This is a genomic window from Helicobacter sp. MIT 21-1697 (assembly GCF_026241255.1).
Taxonomy (GTDB): domain Bacteria; phylum Campylobacterota; class Campylobacteria; order Campylobacterales; family Helicobacteraceae; genus Helicobacter_C.
Genome location: NZ_JAPHNC010000009.1, coordinates 17,509 through 33,382, shown reverse-complemented (window position 1 = coordinate 33,382; position 15,874 = coordinate 17,509). Strand labels below are relative to the sequence as shown.

Annotated in this window: 12 protein-coding genes; 5 read left to right on the top strand and 7 right to left on the bottom strand. The window is 38.0% G+C overall.

All coding sequences use genetic code 11. The annotated features are described in order from the left end of the window. Window positions 1–11: 11 nt before the first annotated feature. Both OQH61_RS08150 and OQH61_RS08145 read right to left on the bottom strand, forming a co-directional pair. Window positions 12–743 (bottom strand): hypothetical protein, encoded by a 732-nt coding sequence (locus OQH61_RS08150; protein ID WP_266026933.1) that lies wholly within the window; start codon window positions 741–743, stop codon window positions 12–14. Beyond that, a complete protein-coding gene (locus tag OQH61_RS08145) occupies window positions 736–2,349 on the bottom strand; it encodes a saccharopine dehydrogenase family protein (RefSeq protein WP_266026932.1) in 1,614 nt (537 codons plus the stop codon). Before OQH61_RS08145 ends, OQH61_RS08150 begins: the two co-directional genes overlap by 8 nt. A gap of 160 nt (window positions 2,350–2,509) precedes the next feature. Here OQH61_RS08145 and lpxD point away from each other — a divergent pair, with 160 nt between their 5' ends. Continuing rightward, window positions 2,510–3,493 (top strand): UDP-3-O-(3-hydroxymyristoyl)glucosamine N-acyltransferase, encoded by a 984-nt coding sequence (gene lpxD / locus OQH61_RS08140; RefSeq protein WP_266026931.1) that lies wholly within the window; start codon window positions 2,510–2,512, stop codon window positions 3,491–3,493. 23 nt (window positions 3,494–3,516) lie between these two features. Then, a complete protein-coding gene (locus tag OQH61_RS08135) occupies window positions 3,517–4,848 on the top strand; it encodes an HAAAP family serine/threonine permease (protein WP_266026930.1) in 1,332 nt (443 codons plus the stop codon). Window positions 4,849–4,850: 2 nt separating this feature from the next. Here the strand turns inward: OQH61_RS08135 and cydB are convergent, their stop codons facing one another. The 3 genes from cydB to OQH61_RS08120 are packed head-to-tail and all read right to left on the bottom strand — an operon-like array spanning window position 4,851 to window position 7,762. Next, window positions 4,851–5,975: a cytochrome d ubiquinol oxidase subunit II gene (gene cydB, locus OQH61_RS08130; RefSeq protein ID WP_266026929.1), complete on the bottom strand. Its 1,125-nt coding sequence runs from the start codon at window positions 5,973–5,975 to the stop codon at window positions 4,851–4,853. Beyond that, window positions 5,975–7,534, bottom strand: coding sequence for a cytochrome ubiquinol oxidase subunit I (locus tag OQH61_RS08125; RefSeq protein ID WP_266026958.1), 1,560 nt, complete (start codon window positions 7,532–7,534; stop codon window positions 5,975–5,977). Before OQH61_RS08125 ends, cydB begins: the two co-directional genes overlap by 1 nt. Before the next feature lie 18 nt (window positions 7,535–7,552). Then, window positions 7,553–7,762 (bottom strand): DUF4492 domain-containing protein, encoded by a 210-nt coding sequence (locus OQH61_RS08120; protein WP_266026928.1) that lies wholly within the window; start codon window positions 7,760–7,762, stop codon window positions 7,553–7,555. Between the two features lie 188 nt (window positions 7,763–7,950). Here OQH61_RS08120 and OQH61_RS08115 point away from each other — a divergent pair, with 188 nt between their 5' ends. From OQH61_RS08115 to OQH61_RS08105, 3 genes are read left to right on the top strand one after another with little or no spacing between them, the layout of a single operon-like run. After that, entirely contained in the window at window positions 7,951–10,281 is a 2,331-nt protein-coding gene (locus OQH61_RS08115; RefSeq protein WP_266026927.1) for a dynamin family protein, read from the top strand. A gap of 26 nt (window positions 10,282–10,307) precedes the next feature. Then, window positions 10,308–12,137, top strand: coding sequence for a dynamin family protein (locus tag OQH61_RS08110; RefSeq protein ID WP_266026926.1), 1,830 nt, complete (start codon window positions 10,308–10,310; stop codon window positions 12,135–12,137). Between the two features lie 8 nt (window positions 12,138–12,145). After that, window positions 12,146–13,399: a hypothetical protein gene (locus tag OQH61_RS08105; RefSeq protein ID WP_266026925.1), complete on the top strand. Its 1,254-nt coding sequence runs from the start codon at window positions 12,146–12,148 to the stop codon at window positions 13,397–13,399. On the opposite strand, the gene OQH61_RS08100 is transcribed toward OQH61_RS08105, so the two are convergent. Next, window positions 13,304–14,491 (bottom strand): MFS transporter, encoded by a 1,188-nt coding sequence (locus OQH61_RS08100; protein ID WP_266026924.1) that lies wholly within the window; start codon window positions 14,489–14,491, stop codon window positions 13,304–13,306. The two genes, OQH61_RS08105 and OQH61_RS08100, sit on opposite strands and share 96 nt — an antisense overlap. A 21-nt stretch (window positions 14,492–14,512) precedes the next feature. Then, on the bottom strand, window positions 14,513–15,844 hold the full coding sequence (dnaA, locus tag OQH61_RS08095) for a chromosomal replication initiator protein DnaA (protein ID WP_266026923.1): 1,332 nt from the start codon (window positions 15,842–15,844) through the stop codon (window positions 14,513–14,515). Between the last annotated feature and the right edge of the window lie 30 nt (window positions 15,845–15,874).

Below are 15,874 nucleotides of genomic sequence, written 5' to 3'. Positions count from 1 at the left end.
GCGTCCTTATTTTAAACTCTTTGATACTTCAAACAATTTGATTTTAATAATTCTATTTTAAATAACGAATCTTTTAAATAACCTATGCAAACAATATAATATTCTGCATTTTCCTCTATATCATTGGGTATAAGATTTTTAGGGCGATGAACCGAAATCGTTTTGCCACCTATCACAATTTTTAAAAACGCATAATTTCCTTTATCATTAAGCTTTAGATTTCCTTTCCCATAAAATACATAAATTTCGCCCTTATCTTCCTCTGTAAAATATGCCCCCAAACTTTTCCGCCTCATTGTGTTATATGTCCTTGTCGCTCCTGCTACTGCCTCAATCAACATTGGATTATTTTGCCCTGTATCATCTGATAAAAATGTCTGCCTTATGCTTTTGTCTGTGAGCAAGTATCTCATCATTGAAGCTAATTTATGTTCAATCTGCGTATTATTAAGTGCATCTATATGGTTTCTAACGCTGTTATTAGAAGCAGGTTTATACCCATATGGACAAGATTCTTGATGTGGAGGATTCTTTCCGCCACTTTTACTCTTTAAATGTGGCGTTTTGGTGTTAAACACATAAGATAATTTAGCCTTACGACAATCAGGGCAAAACATTTGATTCTCATAGACTAAATAGTTGTCTTTGTTAAGTTTATTAAATGAGATGATTTTGTCTTCTATATCAGAATAAAATTCATCAAATTTTCGTTTATTTTTCATCATATTTTCTTTACTACTCACAATGCTTCCTCCCATCTTCAAGCACCTTAGATTCTCCATTTTCGCTTATTTCTAGCACGACATAGGGCAATCCTTGCTTGTTGAGCTCGTTCATAAAGGGGTCAGGGTCGTTTTGCTCCATATTCCACACACCCGCACCTTGAAATTCAGCATTATCAATCCCTTGAGTTTCCCCGCCCTTTGGCATATCGCTATTATCCGCTCCGCTCACAATTTTTGCACAATTTGTCCCCCACTTGCCCTCGCAGATGAGTTTTGCCCCAATCATCGCGGGCACACCTGTGGTATAGCTCACGCCTTGTGCATTGACTTCCGCATAGCATTTCTCGTGCTCACACACATTATAAATATAAATTATGCGCTCCTTGCCACCTTTTACGCCCTTGATATAGCAGCCGATATTTGTCTTGCCCTTTGTGCGAGGGGCTAGGCTTGCAGGGTCAGGTAAAAGCGTCTTTAGCACCTCTATTGGCACGATTTTTTGCCCCTTATGCTCTATACTATCCACGCGCAAAAGCCCGACATTCTCTAAGCACTTCATATGCGTGAGGTAACTCTCACCAAAAGTCATAAAAAAGCGGATTCTTTTTAGCCCTTTGATATTGCGCACAAGAGATTCTAACTCCTCGTGGTAAAGTAGATAGCTATTTTTCACGCCCACTTCGGGATAATTCCATTCTTTCATTAGTGCAAGAGGCGGAATATCGCGCCACTCCCCATTAAAATATGGCTCATTTTGGAGCGTTGTATTTGAGCGATAAATCGTGGATTCTACGTTGTCAGCTTGGTCATTTAGGCTTGCTAAACTCCCTTCGCTTCCGCCTTGAAAACCACGATTTCTCATCTCAACTCCTTCCGCTTGATTGCCGATTCTCTCAATCTCCTTTGCTCTTACTTCCGCTTCCCAATGCTTCTCCTTAGCCTCAAACTTGCGATAAATGCTATCACGCGAAAGGTCAAAGTTTTGCGCATATTGACTTTGAGGCTCTTTGACCCAAAAACGCGCTTTGGAGCTGACTTCACGCAAGTTTATCTCGGGATTAAAGTTTGTCGCAAACGCATAGCCGTGGTCTCCTGCATTACAATCCAAAATATCAATGCTATGAATCTCATCAAAATAATGCTTCTGCGCATAGGCACAAAAGACATTTGTAACGCCCGGGTCAAAGCCACTACCTAGCAATGCAAAGATGCCCGCCTCTTTATAGCGCGTGTCATACGCCCACTGCTCTTTATATTCAAAATGCGCAGAATCTGGGTGCTCATAATTTGCAGTATCCAAATAATGCACTCTAGTGCGCAAGCACGCCTCCATAATGCTCAAGTCCTGATAAGGCAGCGCGACATTTACCACGACTTTTGGGCGATATTTTTCAATGAGAGCCACCACAGATTCCACATTATCCGCATTAACTACATCAATCTCAATCTCGCCCAAGCCCTTAGCGCGGATAGAACCCGCGATTGCCTTGCATTTATCTAATGTGCGCGAAGCTAAAATAATGCGCGAAAAAGTTTGCCTATTCATCGCCATTTTGTGTGCCACCACGCCACCAACTCCACCTGCCCCGATTTGTAGAACTACATTATCAACATTATTTTGCATACTCTACTCCTTATGTCCAAAATGCACCATCTTTAAAGGTTGCGTATTATACTCTAAAATATTATGAAAACTTTATATGCAATCGCTAAGTGTTACCTGTGCTATGGCATTATTATGCTATGATTGACATCTTAGAATCTTAATTATTAAAGGATTGCCAATGCTGCTCTCCCAAGCTTTGAATCTAGCATTTAAAGGTTATCTCACACTTCAAAATACTCTTCAAAACGACTTTGAGCTAAGTGGTATTGCCCCTTTAGAATCTGCCACTGCTACACAAATAAGCTATATAGACCAAGATAAATATCTCAACAAACTTATAGATTCTCAAGCTGGGGCTGTGCTTATCCGCCCAAATCTACTTGATAAAGTCCCCTCACATATCCAACCTCTTGAAGTAGAGAATCCTCATCTTGCTTTTGCTCTGCTTTCTGCCCTTTTTGTGCGTGATGGCTTTGATATAAAGCCCTCATTAGAATCTCACACACAAATCCACCCTAGTGCGCATATTGCTTCAAATGTTTCACTGGGTGAGAATGTATCTATTGGTGCAGATTCCATACTTATGCCCGGTGTCGTCATTGGTGAGAATGTATCTATTGGTGCGCATTGCAAGATTTATCCTAATGTCGTGATTTATCGCGATACACTCATTGGCAATCGCGTGAATATCCACGCAGGAAGCATAATAGGCTGTGATGGATTCGGATATGCACATACTAAAGAGGGCAAACATATCAAAATTGAACACAATGGACGCGTTGTCATAGAAGATGATGTAGAAATTGGTGCAAATAACGCTATTGATAGGGCTGTATTTGGTGAAACACTTATAAAACAAGGGGCAAAAATTGATAATCTCGTGCAAATAGGGCATAACTGCGTTGTTGGGGAGCATACTTTGCTTGTCTCGCAAGTAGGACTTGCTGGCTCAACTACCACTGGGCGCAATGTAGTAATGGGTGGGCAAGCTGGAACAGGAGGGCACGTTCATATTGGAGATTTTGTGCAAGTCGCTGGACGCGGAGCAGTAGGCAAAAACCTCCCCCCACATACCAAATGGGGCGGACACCCGCTTATGGAACTCAATGAGTGGATGAAATTCTATGTTTCATTGCGCAGAATGCTCAAAAAGCATTCTTAAAAAGTTATAACAAGGAAACTCAAATGAATAAATGGAATAGTTTTGATACAAGCTGGATAATTTCTCTTTTTGGGACAGCTGTGGGTGCTGGCATCTTATATTTGCCCATCAAAGCAGGCGGAGGAGGCATTTTGCCTGTGATAGTGATGAGTTTTATTATATTTCCTATGGTTTATCTTAGTCATCGTGCCCTTAGCCGCTTCGTATGTCAGGCAAATGGCAATGACAAAGACATCACTTACGCCGCAGAAGAATATTTCGGACGCAATGTAAGTATATGTATCTCAATCTTATATTTTTTCGCTATTTTTCCTATTTGCCTTGCCTATTGTGTGGGTATTACAAATACATTTGAGAGTTTTATTTATTATCAGATTCTCCCTCTTGTCAATGAAAATCACTCATCAGATGTGCCACTTGGCACTTTAGCTGGATTCATACAAAGCATTTATTATAACCAAACAGATAAATTTGCCACCTTGAAACCGCTTTGGCGAGCTGGACTTGTTTTTATCTTAGTCAGTAGCTTTATGCTTATTATGCTCTTTAGCGAAAAGCTCATTATAAAAGTGTGCCAATGGCTTGTATATCCGCTTTGTGCGATTTTATTTGCATTCTCACTCTATCTCATTCCTCAATGGAATCTTGAAAGCATTACATCTGTGCCGCCTACAATAGATTTTTTAACCATTGTGTGGCTTACGCTTCCTGTCCTTGTGTTTTCTTTTAATCACTCTCCGGCTATTTCTACCTTTTCGCTTAATGTTAAACGCGAATATGGAACAAATGCTGTTGCCAAATCAGATTCTATTCTCTTGCGCACTTCAATTATGCTCCTTGCCTTTGTGATGTTTTTTGTCATCTCTTGTGTGCTTTCTCTCACTCCACAAGAGCTTATAGAAGCTAGAGCGCAAAATATCCCTGTGCTCTCATATTTTGCCAATAAGCTTGATAATCCTTTGATTTCCTATGGTGGTCCTTTGATTGCATTTTTGGCAATTTCTAGTTCATTTTTTGGGCATTATTTTGGTGCGCGTGAGGGAGCGTATGGCATTGTAAGAAAATGCTGCAAAATTGCAGGAAACAAAGAACCAAATCTTAAGCTTATCGCAATAATATGCACATTTGCAATGTATGTCATTATGCTTATTACTGCCTATGTCAATCCAAGCGTTTTAGGATTTATTGAGGATTTGGGAGGTCCGATTATTGCGGCTATTTTATTTTTGATGCCAATTATTGCCATTTATAGTGTGTCTAAAATGAAACAATTTAAAAACCCAGCATTAGACGCATTTGTCTTTATCACAGGGCTTTTAACAATATGTACCATTACCTATAAACTCACACTCTAAGTTTAATAGGTATGAGAATCTGCTTGCATTTCATCTCTAGTAATCTTTACCCTATCCATCGCACGCCATACATAGACAATATACGCCACAACAAAAGGCACAAGCAAAGATACATAGCTCATTACAGAAAGCGTATAATAGCTTGAAGAAGCGTTTTTGATATAAAGTGAGCTTTGCAAATCAGCGATTGAGGGATAAAATGCGCTCTGCCCTAAACCCACATTCAAAAATACCGCCATTACCACAAGCACACTGCCTACACCAAGAGGGAAAATACCCTTTTTGCTCTGTGTAAAGACATTGAGATAAATCCCCCATAGCACCAAGACTATACCAATAAGTAACCCTATAATTAAATAAGGCAATGAAAGGAAATTATGCAAATACACATAGGGTTGCAAGGTTACTTTTCCAGCCTCTATGTAAAATCCATCTTTGCAACAAATCCACGCCAAAAATCCAAACACACAAGGCAAAAAAGCAATGCTTGAGAACAGAATCGCTTTTCTTGCGCGTTTAGCTATACGCTCATCATCTATGTTGTTTAAAAAATAACTCGCCCCTAGAATCTGAGCCAAAAATACCAATGTCAAGCCAAGCAAGTAATTTGCAGGCTCAAGCAATGCCTCTAAGCCCCGACTAACCATACTCCATTCCACGAAATTATGCTCATCAAGCACAAAATGTGAACCGCTAAAAAATGTGCTTATTGCTACACCGATTAAAAATACACCAAATACACCATTAATCCACAAAAATACCTCATATACCTTTGAACCTAGTAAATTGCACTCTTTTTTACGATATTCATAGCTCACTGCCTGAATGATGAAGCATAATAAAATAGCCAACCATATCCAATATGCCCCACCAAAACTCGTGCTATAAAATAAAGGAAATGCAGCAAAACACGCTCCGCCAAAAAGCACCAAAGTAGTGAATCCAAGCTCCCATTTGCGCCCAAGCGAATTAATGAGCATTGTTTTTTCTAGCTCATCTTTGGCAATCACGCAAATAAGGCTTTGCCCACCTTGCACAAAAAACATAAATACAAGCAAACCCGCAAGCAAACTGATAATAATCCACCAATATATTTGCAATGCACCCAAATCAAGTCCAAAAAACATTATTTGCCTCCATTCACACTTTGAATAATTGTGTGCTCTTCCTCAAAACCCTTTTTAATGCTGCGCACCATAATGCCAATTTCGGCACAAAGCAAAAGTGTAAAAAGGCAAGCAAAAAGAAAAAATGAAATGTGTATATTCACACTTGAAAGCTTCGTAGCTGCGACACTAACAGGAAGTAAATCTTGTATCGCCCAAGGCTGTCTTCCCACTTCAGCGACTACCCACCCTGCCTCTGCAGCAATATATCCAAAAGGTATAGCAATCACGCATAACCATAGAATCTTGCGGAATTTCTCTATATCATTTGCCATTGCCAAATACAACACGACAATAAAAAGCACAAAAAACGCGCTGCCTAGTGCTACCATTAAATGAAAACTATAAAATGTCAAGGCAATAGGTGGTATTGCCTCTTCAGGTTGCGATAGGTAGCCATAGCCAAAATTTGACATATGCGATTGCAAAATCTCACGAGAAAGATTCATACGCTCCTCATCATTTTGCGCTTTTGCCTCCTTGTAGTCTTTGAGTGCTTGGAGGGCAATTTTACCGCTAAGGATTCTAGAATCTATACCCACTATACCTTTTTGCTCATTGCCATAAAGCAAATCATTAATGCCCGGAACAAAGCTATTTGGACTACGATTACCCAAAATAGAAAGTGCGTAAGGAATGGTAACATCAAACAAAAACACTTCCTTGTCATCACCGGGCTTTTTGCTTGGGTTTAAAATCCCAAATGCAGTAATACCAGCACGATGTTGCCCATCATAGATTCCCTCCATTGCAGCAAGCTTCATCGGCTGATGCTGCGTTACACGATAAGCGCTCTCATCTCCGCTGAAAAATAAAAATATTGAAGTAATAAGCCCAAAGCTCGCACCCACAACCAAACTTTTTTTTGCTTCAACACGAAATTGTCCTTTGAGGAGATACAAAGCAGAAATCCCCACTACAAAAAGTGCGGAGATGACATATCCGCTTGCTGCTGTGTGGAGAAATTTTGATATTGCCACAGGCGAAAGAGCTACTTCCCAAAAACTGCTCATCTCATTGCGTGCGGTATCGGGATTAAAAATCGTGCCTATGGGATATTGCATCCAACCATTTGCTACGAGAATCCAAAATGCCGAGAGATTGCTTCCAATCGCAACAAGCCAAGTAGATACTAAATGAAACCTTTGAGAGACCTTGTCCCAGCCAAAAAACATTACTGCAAAAAATGTCGCTTCTAAGAAAAATGCCATAATGCCTTCAATCGCTAAAGGAGCACCAAAAATATCGCCCACAAACCAAGAATAATTTGCCCAATTTGTGCCAAACTCAAATTCCATAATAATGCCTGTTGCCACGCCAATAGCAAAATTAATCGCAAAAAGTGTAAGCCAAAAACGCGTAATTTTGCGCCATTGTGGATTGCCACTTTTGACATAAATACTCTCCATAATTGCAATAATAAAAGAAAGTCCCAAAGTCAAAGGCACAAATAAAAAGTGATATAGCGCTGTAAGGGCAAACTGCGCTCTTGCCCAATTCACACTTGAAATCTCATTTATTATATCCATCATTTTTCCTTAATTTTTCTTTATTAGATTCTCTAATACAAAATTGCTTTTTTGCTTATCATCACCTACACTAGAAAGGCTTTTATCATAAATAAATATGTTAAGCACAACAAAAATCACTATAAGTTTAAGAATAATAATCTTCCAAAGCACTTTGCCAAGTTTTAGATTCTTAAAGCCATCAATATAAAGTATGAATGCCCTTTTAAAAAATCTCACACACACTCCAATTACAATAACATCACAAAAGGCGGATTCTATCAAATTTTATATATCTTTGCTCACACAAGATGTGCTTTTTTGTAAAATTTTTGCGGCATTTTGAGCGATAATTATTTATTTATTTTACTTTTGGTATTTTGGTGTAAAATTATGCTCCACAAATAAATAAATGGGGACATCTTAATATGCCAATTTTACAGCATTTTTTTGAGACTTTTCATAGAGTGCAGCCGCCACTTCCTATGGAAAAAATACAAGATTCTATGTTCAATACACTCTGCCCACAAACTTTGAGCATTCTACTTTGTGCCAATGAGCGCAATCTTGCGCTATTTATGCAATGCCAAAGTTTTATAAAAATCTTAGAATCTTTGCATATATCACGCATACAATCCCAAATAGATTCTTATACTACAAATGATGACAAAACTATGGTTCTTAGCGCACTTTTACAAGATATTCTTACTCTTCAAGCCACTCTCATAGAGCATAACCCGCATTTATTTGAGGAGCTTTTACCCTTTTTTATTCGGCTTAATCTCGCACATATCATTGATGAGCACGAGCTTGATTTATTTGCTTCACTTAAGAATACTTTTTTAACCAAAAAGAAAACACAAAAAGATACTCCCAAACCTCAACAAAGCCTTAAATCACTGCATAATGCCCTTAGTCTAATCCATACCAATCTTTCACCTTTGCTTCCACAAGAGAGTCTTAAAAACTCGCTTGCACATATCATTGAAAAATTAGAGAATCAGCATTTTTCTATCGGCATTACAGGAGTGCTAAGTGCGGGGAAATCCACATTCTTAAACGCACTTTTATCTCAAGAAATTTTAGGGAGCTCAAGCGTGCCAGAAACTGCCAATCTTACCATTTTACGCTATGGAGAAATGGCGGGAGCAAGAGTGCATTTTTGGAGCAAAAAACAATGGGCTGATTTATGTGAGCAAAGCGCGTATGACAAAAGCCTTAAAGACTTTATAGAAGAAAGCCAAGCGCACTTTGGCGCACAATTAGACACATTTATTACCCAGCCTCATACAACAAAAGAGATTCAAATCAATGAGTTGAGTATCTATACTTCAGCTAACCACACAAGTAAATTCTGTAACCTTATCCAAGAAGTGGAGCTTTTCACACCATTGTCATTTTTGAAAAATGGTGTGGAGATTGTTGATACACCCGGACTTGATGACCCAATCACAAAACGCGAAGAAATCACTCGTGCTTATATTCAACGTTGCGATGTGCTTATTCACGTAATGAATGCGAGTTGTGCGGCAACGCAAGTGGATATTGATTTTATCTTGGAATCTTTACTTGAGCAAAATATCTCGCGTCTTCTTGTAGTGCTCACACGCATAGATTTACTTACACCACAAGAGCTTAAATCTTCACTTGAATATACTAAATCAAGCCTTGTTGCCCAGCTTAAAAAGGCAAACTATAAAGGAGATATGCAATCCCTGATGAATCGCATTGATTTTATCCCTCTTGCGGGATATGCAGCCCTGCTTTATCGCACTAAAGGTGATACAAGCAATCTTTCCCTCACTTTGGAACAAAGTGGTATCCTTGAGATAGAATCGTATTTGCAAAAAATGCTTCTTGGCGAGGATAGCCTTAAGGCAAAAGATATGCTTTATCTTGCTTATAAAGCCACGCTCAAAGTTGCCCAAGATGCAGAGGAAATTATTAATTTAGAATCTTCTCTGCTCAATGCGAGTGGCGAGGAACTAGAAGAGCTTATCGCCCAAGATAAGGCGCACAATGAGGCGCTTATGCGCGAACTTCACGAACTTGAAACACATCTTAATGCCCTCCATAATGAATTAAGTGAATTTCTTGATTCTCTTCAACTCTTTAGCGCAAATACCCTGAACAAAGCTTCAACGCTTATTAAGGATAAGGTATTCAATGATATTGTTTATGACTATACACGTGGCGCAAAACCCGATACAAACGCACTGCATAAAATGATAGAGCTAGGACTTAAAGATTGCTTTGCAGATGTGGGGCGAGAGTATAAATATAAATTAGGTAAAAAAATTGCCCAGCTTAAAAGTGCTATAACACTCACAGATGAAGTGGATTCTCCACCTCCACATATTCATTTTCAACTTAAAAATGCACAAATAAATGCGATTACTCAAGAATTACTCTCTGCACTTCCCTCTCTTGTGCGCTCTTTTAATACATCTAGCCAAAATAAACTTAGCAATGCGCTTGATAAACTTTTTGCAGATATGTTTCGTTCCTTTGGTGAGATTATTCAAAATAAAAACAAAGACATTACGGCTCTATTTTTAGCACATTTTAATGAGATTACCCAATCTATGAAAAATCATATTCAAATGCAAATTGCCTACAAGCAAGAAAGTCTCAACGCTGCTTTAGCCAAAAGAGAAAATGGAAATACCCAAGCTCTTAAAGAATCTCTTTCTGCACAGCAAAAAAATCTCAAAAATATTATAGATGAACTTTTGCAAGGTTTGCACAATCTGCAATAATGATACAAGAGGATAAGGAAAAATATATGGAACAAACAAATGAGAATCTGCTAGAGGATTTTATCAATGAATATATCAGTGCAAAAAATCAACTCTTGCAAGGTGGGAATCCCCTCTACGCACTTATTGACAAAACTCATTATGCGCTTAGTCAGATTGCTTCACTCGATTCTCACGCTTCACACACATTACAATCTCTCACTCAAAGCATACAAGAACCGATGAAGGTGGCTGTGATTGGGCAATTTAGTAGCGGAAAATCCACTTTTTTAAATGCACTTTTAGGCAAAAATATCCTGCCCAGCGGTATTACACCCATCACTGCCAAAATATGCCATATTGTCTATGGGCAAGATTATGCACTTGAAATACACTACAAAAATGGCAATACTGCCACAAAAACACTCTCATACCTCAACGAAGCAAATGAAGTCCAAAACGCCAAAATCGCCTTTTATAAACTTTATGCACCATTAGAGATTCTTAAAAAAATAAGCTTCCTTGATACACCCGGCTTTAACTCACAAAATCAAAGCGATACGGATACCACAAATAGCGTGTTAGAGAGTGTTGATGGCATCATTTGGCTTACTCTCATTGATAATGTCGGCAAGCACAGCGAAAAAGAAATTATCCAATCACATATCAAACGTTATGCAAGCAAAAGCCTCTGTGTGCTCAATCAAAAAGATAGGCTTAAAAACCAAGATGAAATTAACACAAGCCTTGAATATGCCAAAAGGGCATTCAATGGGCTTTTTGAGGAGATTCTAGCCATATCTGCTAAAAATGCTCTCCTCTCTTATGATGCTCCACAGGAGCAAAGAGGGCATATGAGGGCGGATTCTCAGATAGATTTTGTGCTTGATTTTCTCCATACACACATCGCCCCCTTAGCACAAGAATCCAAAAAACGCACGATTCTCACTCAACTTCGCATTCTTACGCTCAAGTATGCTCGTTTAAGCTTTCACGCATATTTGCGATTTACCAAATGCGAGGCACTCCTTGCAGATTCTGCTAGGCATTTTACAGAGCAATACCCTCAAAGTGCGTTTTACACATCATTTCCTACTCTTTTTCATACTCTAGAATCTCATCTTGAATCACTCACGCAACACATTTACAATGCCCTTGAGAGAACACCCAAAGATTTTATGCGCGTTGATAAAAAATTTGGCATAAAAACGCAAAATACGCAAACAAAAGATATTACCACGCTTCCTAGAGAACGATTAAGCCTAAGTCTATGCAATACAGATTCCACATTTGCAAGGCATTTTACTAAACTTGGCTTTGATATAACTGCGACAGGAGAGGAATTTAATGCTTTATTAAACACCCATATAGGGCATTTGAACGAAAGCATTATACAATGGTATGAGGCATTTATCCCTGCTTTGCAAAACTCGCTGCTGCAAAAAACACTCAATGAGATAATGGAAGCATACGATGAGCTTGTGCGCGAGCATTGTGAGCATCTCAACGCTCAACTAATGCTCTTTGCAAAAATCATCACGCTTAACTACCCACTGGCAGTAAATCTATGTCTCAATACCATAAGCCTAAAAATCCAAGAAGCCTTAGAAAAATATACCAAAACACCTGATACTCTACCACTTTTTAACCCCACGCTTGAAAATATCCGCGATGAGCTAAATGCTGGGTTTCACTTTGGGTTTTTACAAGAAAATCTTTTAACTCAACCACTGCATAAAAAAGCTTTATGGCACTTTGAGCGAGAGCAAAAAGCACTTTGCGTGAAGCAATCTGCAATTATTGTAACCTATAAAGAGCAATACATTCATCACTTTAAACAGCTTAAATCCTTACTCCAAATACTTAAAAATATATAAAGAAAAAGATGAAAAAATGGATTCTTTTACTCTGCACTTTTGTGCTAAGTTTTGGGCAGGATATATCCCAAGAAGATATGCCACAAATAGCCTTTGATTTTTTGCAAAAAACGATACAGCACGATAAGGCACTCAAATTATCCTCCCCTGATAATATTAACCATACCTTAAAACACCTCAAAGACGCTTTTGTACTTTACAAACTAGAAATAGGGCAAAAAATAAGTGAAAATGTGCAATTACGCGAAAGGGTACTTAATGGCAGGAGCGAAGAGCAACTTTTTGCAGATTCTAATACTTTTTTAGCAGGGCTAGATTTTCTTTGCCTCGCTATGGCAAGCAATTTGAGCCGACACTATACTTTTGCCTTAGAATCTTTTGGCAAAAATGAATTTTTAGATGAACGCTCACAGCTTGATAAAAAATCGCTCATAGCAAGTCTTAGCACTCTCATATTTATGCAAAATCTCTCGCCATACACGCAAAAAAATTTCTCTTTGTATGCCGACTTGCTCCTTGCCCAAAATAAAGCCTATCAAGCCCTAGAAATACACAAACAAGCCTTAAGCGATAAGGAATATAACTTTTACAAAACACACATTGTGCCTCCACCAGATACTCTAAACGAAAATGCGTATCGGACAAAAAACACAAGTCCTTTTCAAAGCTTGGCTGCTGTGGAAGCGCAGATTAAAGAATCTTTAAGCCGACAAAGAAATGAAGGAGAGAGTGCTCAACACTCTAAACGCTCATTTTGGGGCTTTATTACTTTTTTGTGGAATAAAGCGACACACGATTATGAGGGAAATGCACTTTCTGGTAGCAGATATATTCCTGTGATAACCGAAATAGTGTTCCTATTTTTATATCTTATGATTTTATTTATAGGAGTGATGGACATATTAGATTCTATTTTCTTGCCCAAAGCCGATGGTATAGATGAGAATTTAAATACCAAAAAGCCTTTTGGCATAAAAAATATCTTTCTTTTTTGCTGCACTTTTTTGGGTAGCAATGATTCTTGCACATTCTGGGCTTTTAGCACAAAGAATTATCGGCTATATAGGTATTCTAAGCTATCCTATATATCTTGTGGGCTACGGAATGCGTTTTTTATCAAAAAGAACATTAAAAGCTTAAACATAACCTCGCTTCAAAGATTTTGCCTATCGTTTTTTCACAAAATGCCAACAAAGAAAAATTACCGCGCTTACAAGCAAAATCACACCATTAACATTGAGCATAAAAGGTATGTCGCCTAAACGTACAAGTGGCTGCGTGATAAAAGGTGAGCAAAATTGCCCCATAAATACACTTGCAGACAAGAATCCTGCTGCCTTTGCACGCTCATATTCGCCTGCTACGCTTAGTAACCACGAGCTATTATTGACGAGAATAATCCCTAGCCCCGAACCCACAAGCACTAGAGCAAAAATAAGAATCTCATAGCTTTGAAACATTCCAATGAGTAAAAATCCTCCGCCAATAGCACTTAGGGATACAAAATACAAAAGAAACACACTCAATCTTGCGCGAAGTCTTGCATAAAAAAGCGATAAAATAGCTGTGCAAAGAGAGCTTACAGCCAAACTTATACCGATAAGATTCCCGCTTTTATTGAGATTATGCGTGATAAAATGCGGAATCTGCGTGGGCATTACATAAAACATACTCATTGCATAAAATGAAAAAAGATAAATGGGTGCAAATTTGAAAAAACTAAAATTTACCGCCTTGACATCTGATTTGGACGCATTGCGTTTTGGCTCAAAAAGCATTATAAAGGCTAGAATCAAAATAATAAAACCTGAAAGATACACCAAAAAGGGATAACGCCAATCTATATCGCTCAACACTCCACCCAACACAAGAAATACAGCACCTCCGCCTGCCATAAAAAAGCCTTGCAATCCTAAAGCTCTCTCCCTCTTTGCACCTTGATAATAATCTCCGATAAGAGCACTTACAGCAGTCATTACAAACGCTGTGGCAATGCCAAAAATTGCCCTTGATATGAGAATCCAATAAATACTTGCCTCTAAGAAAAATCCACACGCCCCACTCACGCTCCATAGAAAGATACTCGGATATAAAAATCGTAACCTACCATACTTATCAAGCAAAAATCCACTAATAGGCGCAAAAATCATAATAAATAACGCAGGGAGCGTCAAAACTAAACGCGAAAGCATATCAATGTGAGGCACACCTGCAAAATGCTCTTCAAAATGAGGTAAGGAGGGTGCAATAATCGTGCCTCCAAGCACCGTCATTGAGGCAGTGGCAAAAAGTGTTACTTGAAATAAAAAAGTGTCTGGAAGAGATTGTTTTTGGGCGCTTGTATCTTTGGACATATGATCTCCGAAATGATAAAATTAAACGCTATCCAAACTTTGCTGAATTTTACTCTTCATATCCTCAATAATATTGCGAGTTGTAGAATTTTCAGCGATGTCTTTTTTAATAGCTTTAAGTGCCTTACTGACCGAACTATGGTCTTTCATACCCAACTCTTTGGCAATAATATTCATAGAATTGAGCATCAAAGAGTGCGCAAGATAAATAACTGCACGGCGTGCAAATGTAACCTTTCTATTGCGCTCTTTAGAGACAATTTCGCTTGGTTTGATATTAAGCTCTTTACTCACAACTTTAATAATATTATCAAGCGTAATACCCTCAAGCTTTTCAATTTGATAGTTTTTAAGCACATTTTTGGCAATTTTGAGACTGCTACTTTCTGGAGAAAGGTTAGTATGTGCATTAATAGTAGAGAGAATCCCCTCAATCTGACGAATATTGCCATAAATATTTGAAGCAATATAATCAATCACTTCATTCTCAAGCACGATGCGATTAATTTCACATTTGGATTTAATAATGGCAATTTTGGTTTCAAGCTCTGGATTAGTAATTTCTGCCATAGCTCCCCATTCAAAACGCGTGCGTAACCTTTCCTCTAGCCCTTTAATTTCCTTTGGCGGCTTATCACTTGTCATTACGATTTGTTTTTTATTATTGTGCAAGGTATTAAAAGTATGAAGCAACTCTTCTTGTATGCCCTCCTTACCGCCAAAAAACTGCACATCATCAATAAGCAAATAATCGCACTTGCGATATTTATCACGAAAACTATCCATTGTTTTACGCTTGATTTTATCCATATAGTCATTCAAAAAATCCTCTGAAGTTACATACAGCACATTTTTATTTTTTTCTTTGACATCATTGCCTATGGCATTGAGCAAATGTGTTTTCCCAAGTCCGGATTTACCATAGAGCAATACAGGATTATAGGCACTTGCTTGTTCTTTAATAACAAGTTTTGCCATCGTGTAGGCATATTCATTAGACTTACCCACAACAAAATTTTCAAAAGTGTAAAAAGGATTCAAAGAAAGTATATTTTGTTGAAAGTTTGTCAAATTTTTATTGTTTTTTAAACTTTTCACATTCTCTTTTTTTTCTTTGACTTTTATGTGAATTTCTGGGCGCACACCATTATTACTTTCATCTTCAAATGCGTCAATAATAGATTCTAGATGGTTACTTTTTATCCAATTTGCCACAAAAATATTTGGCACATAAAAAACCTTCATATCTGTTCTGGAGGCACTTTCATCATATTCCATAAGCGAAATATAAAATTGATATTCAAACTCGGATAGCTTACTTTTAAGTTTCTTTAATATATTATCAATATGCAATTTATTTCCTGATGTGAAATGAAGAATTTT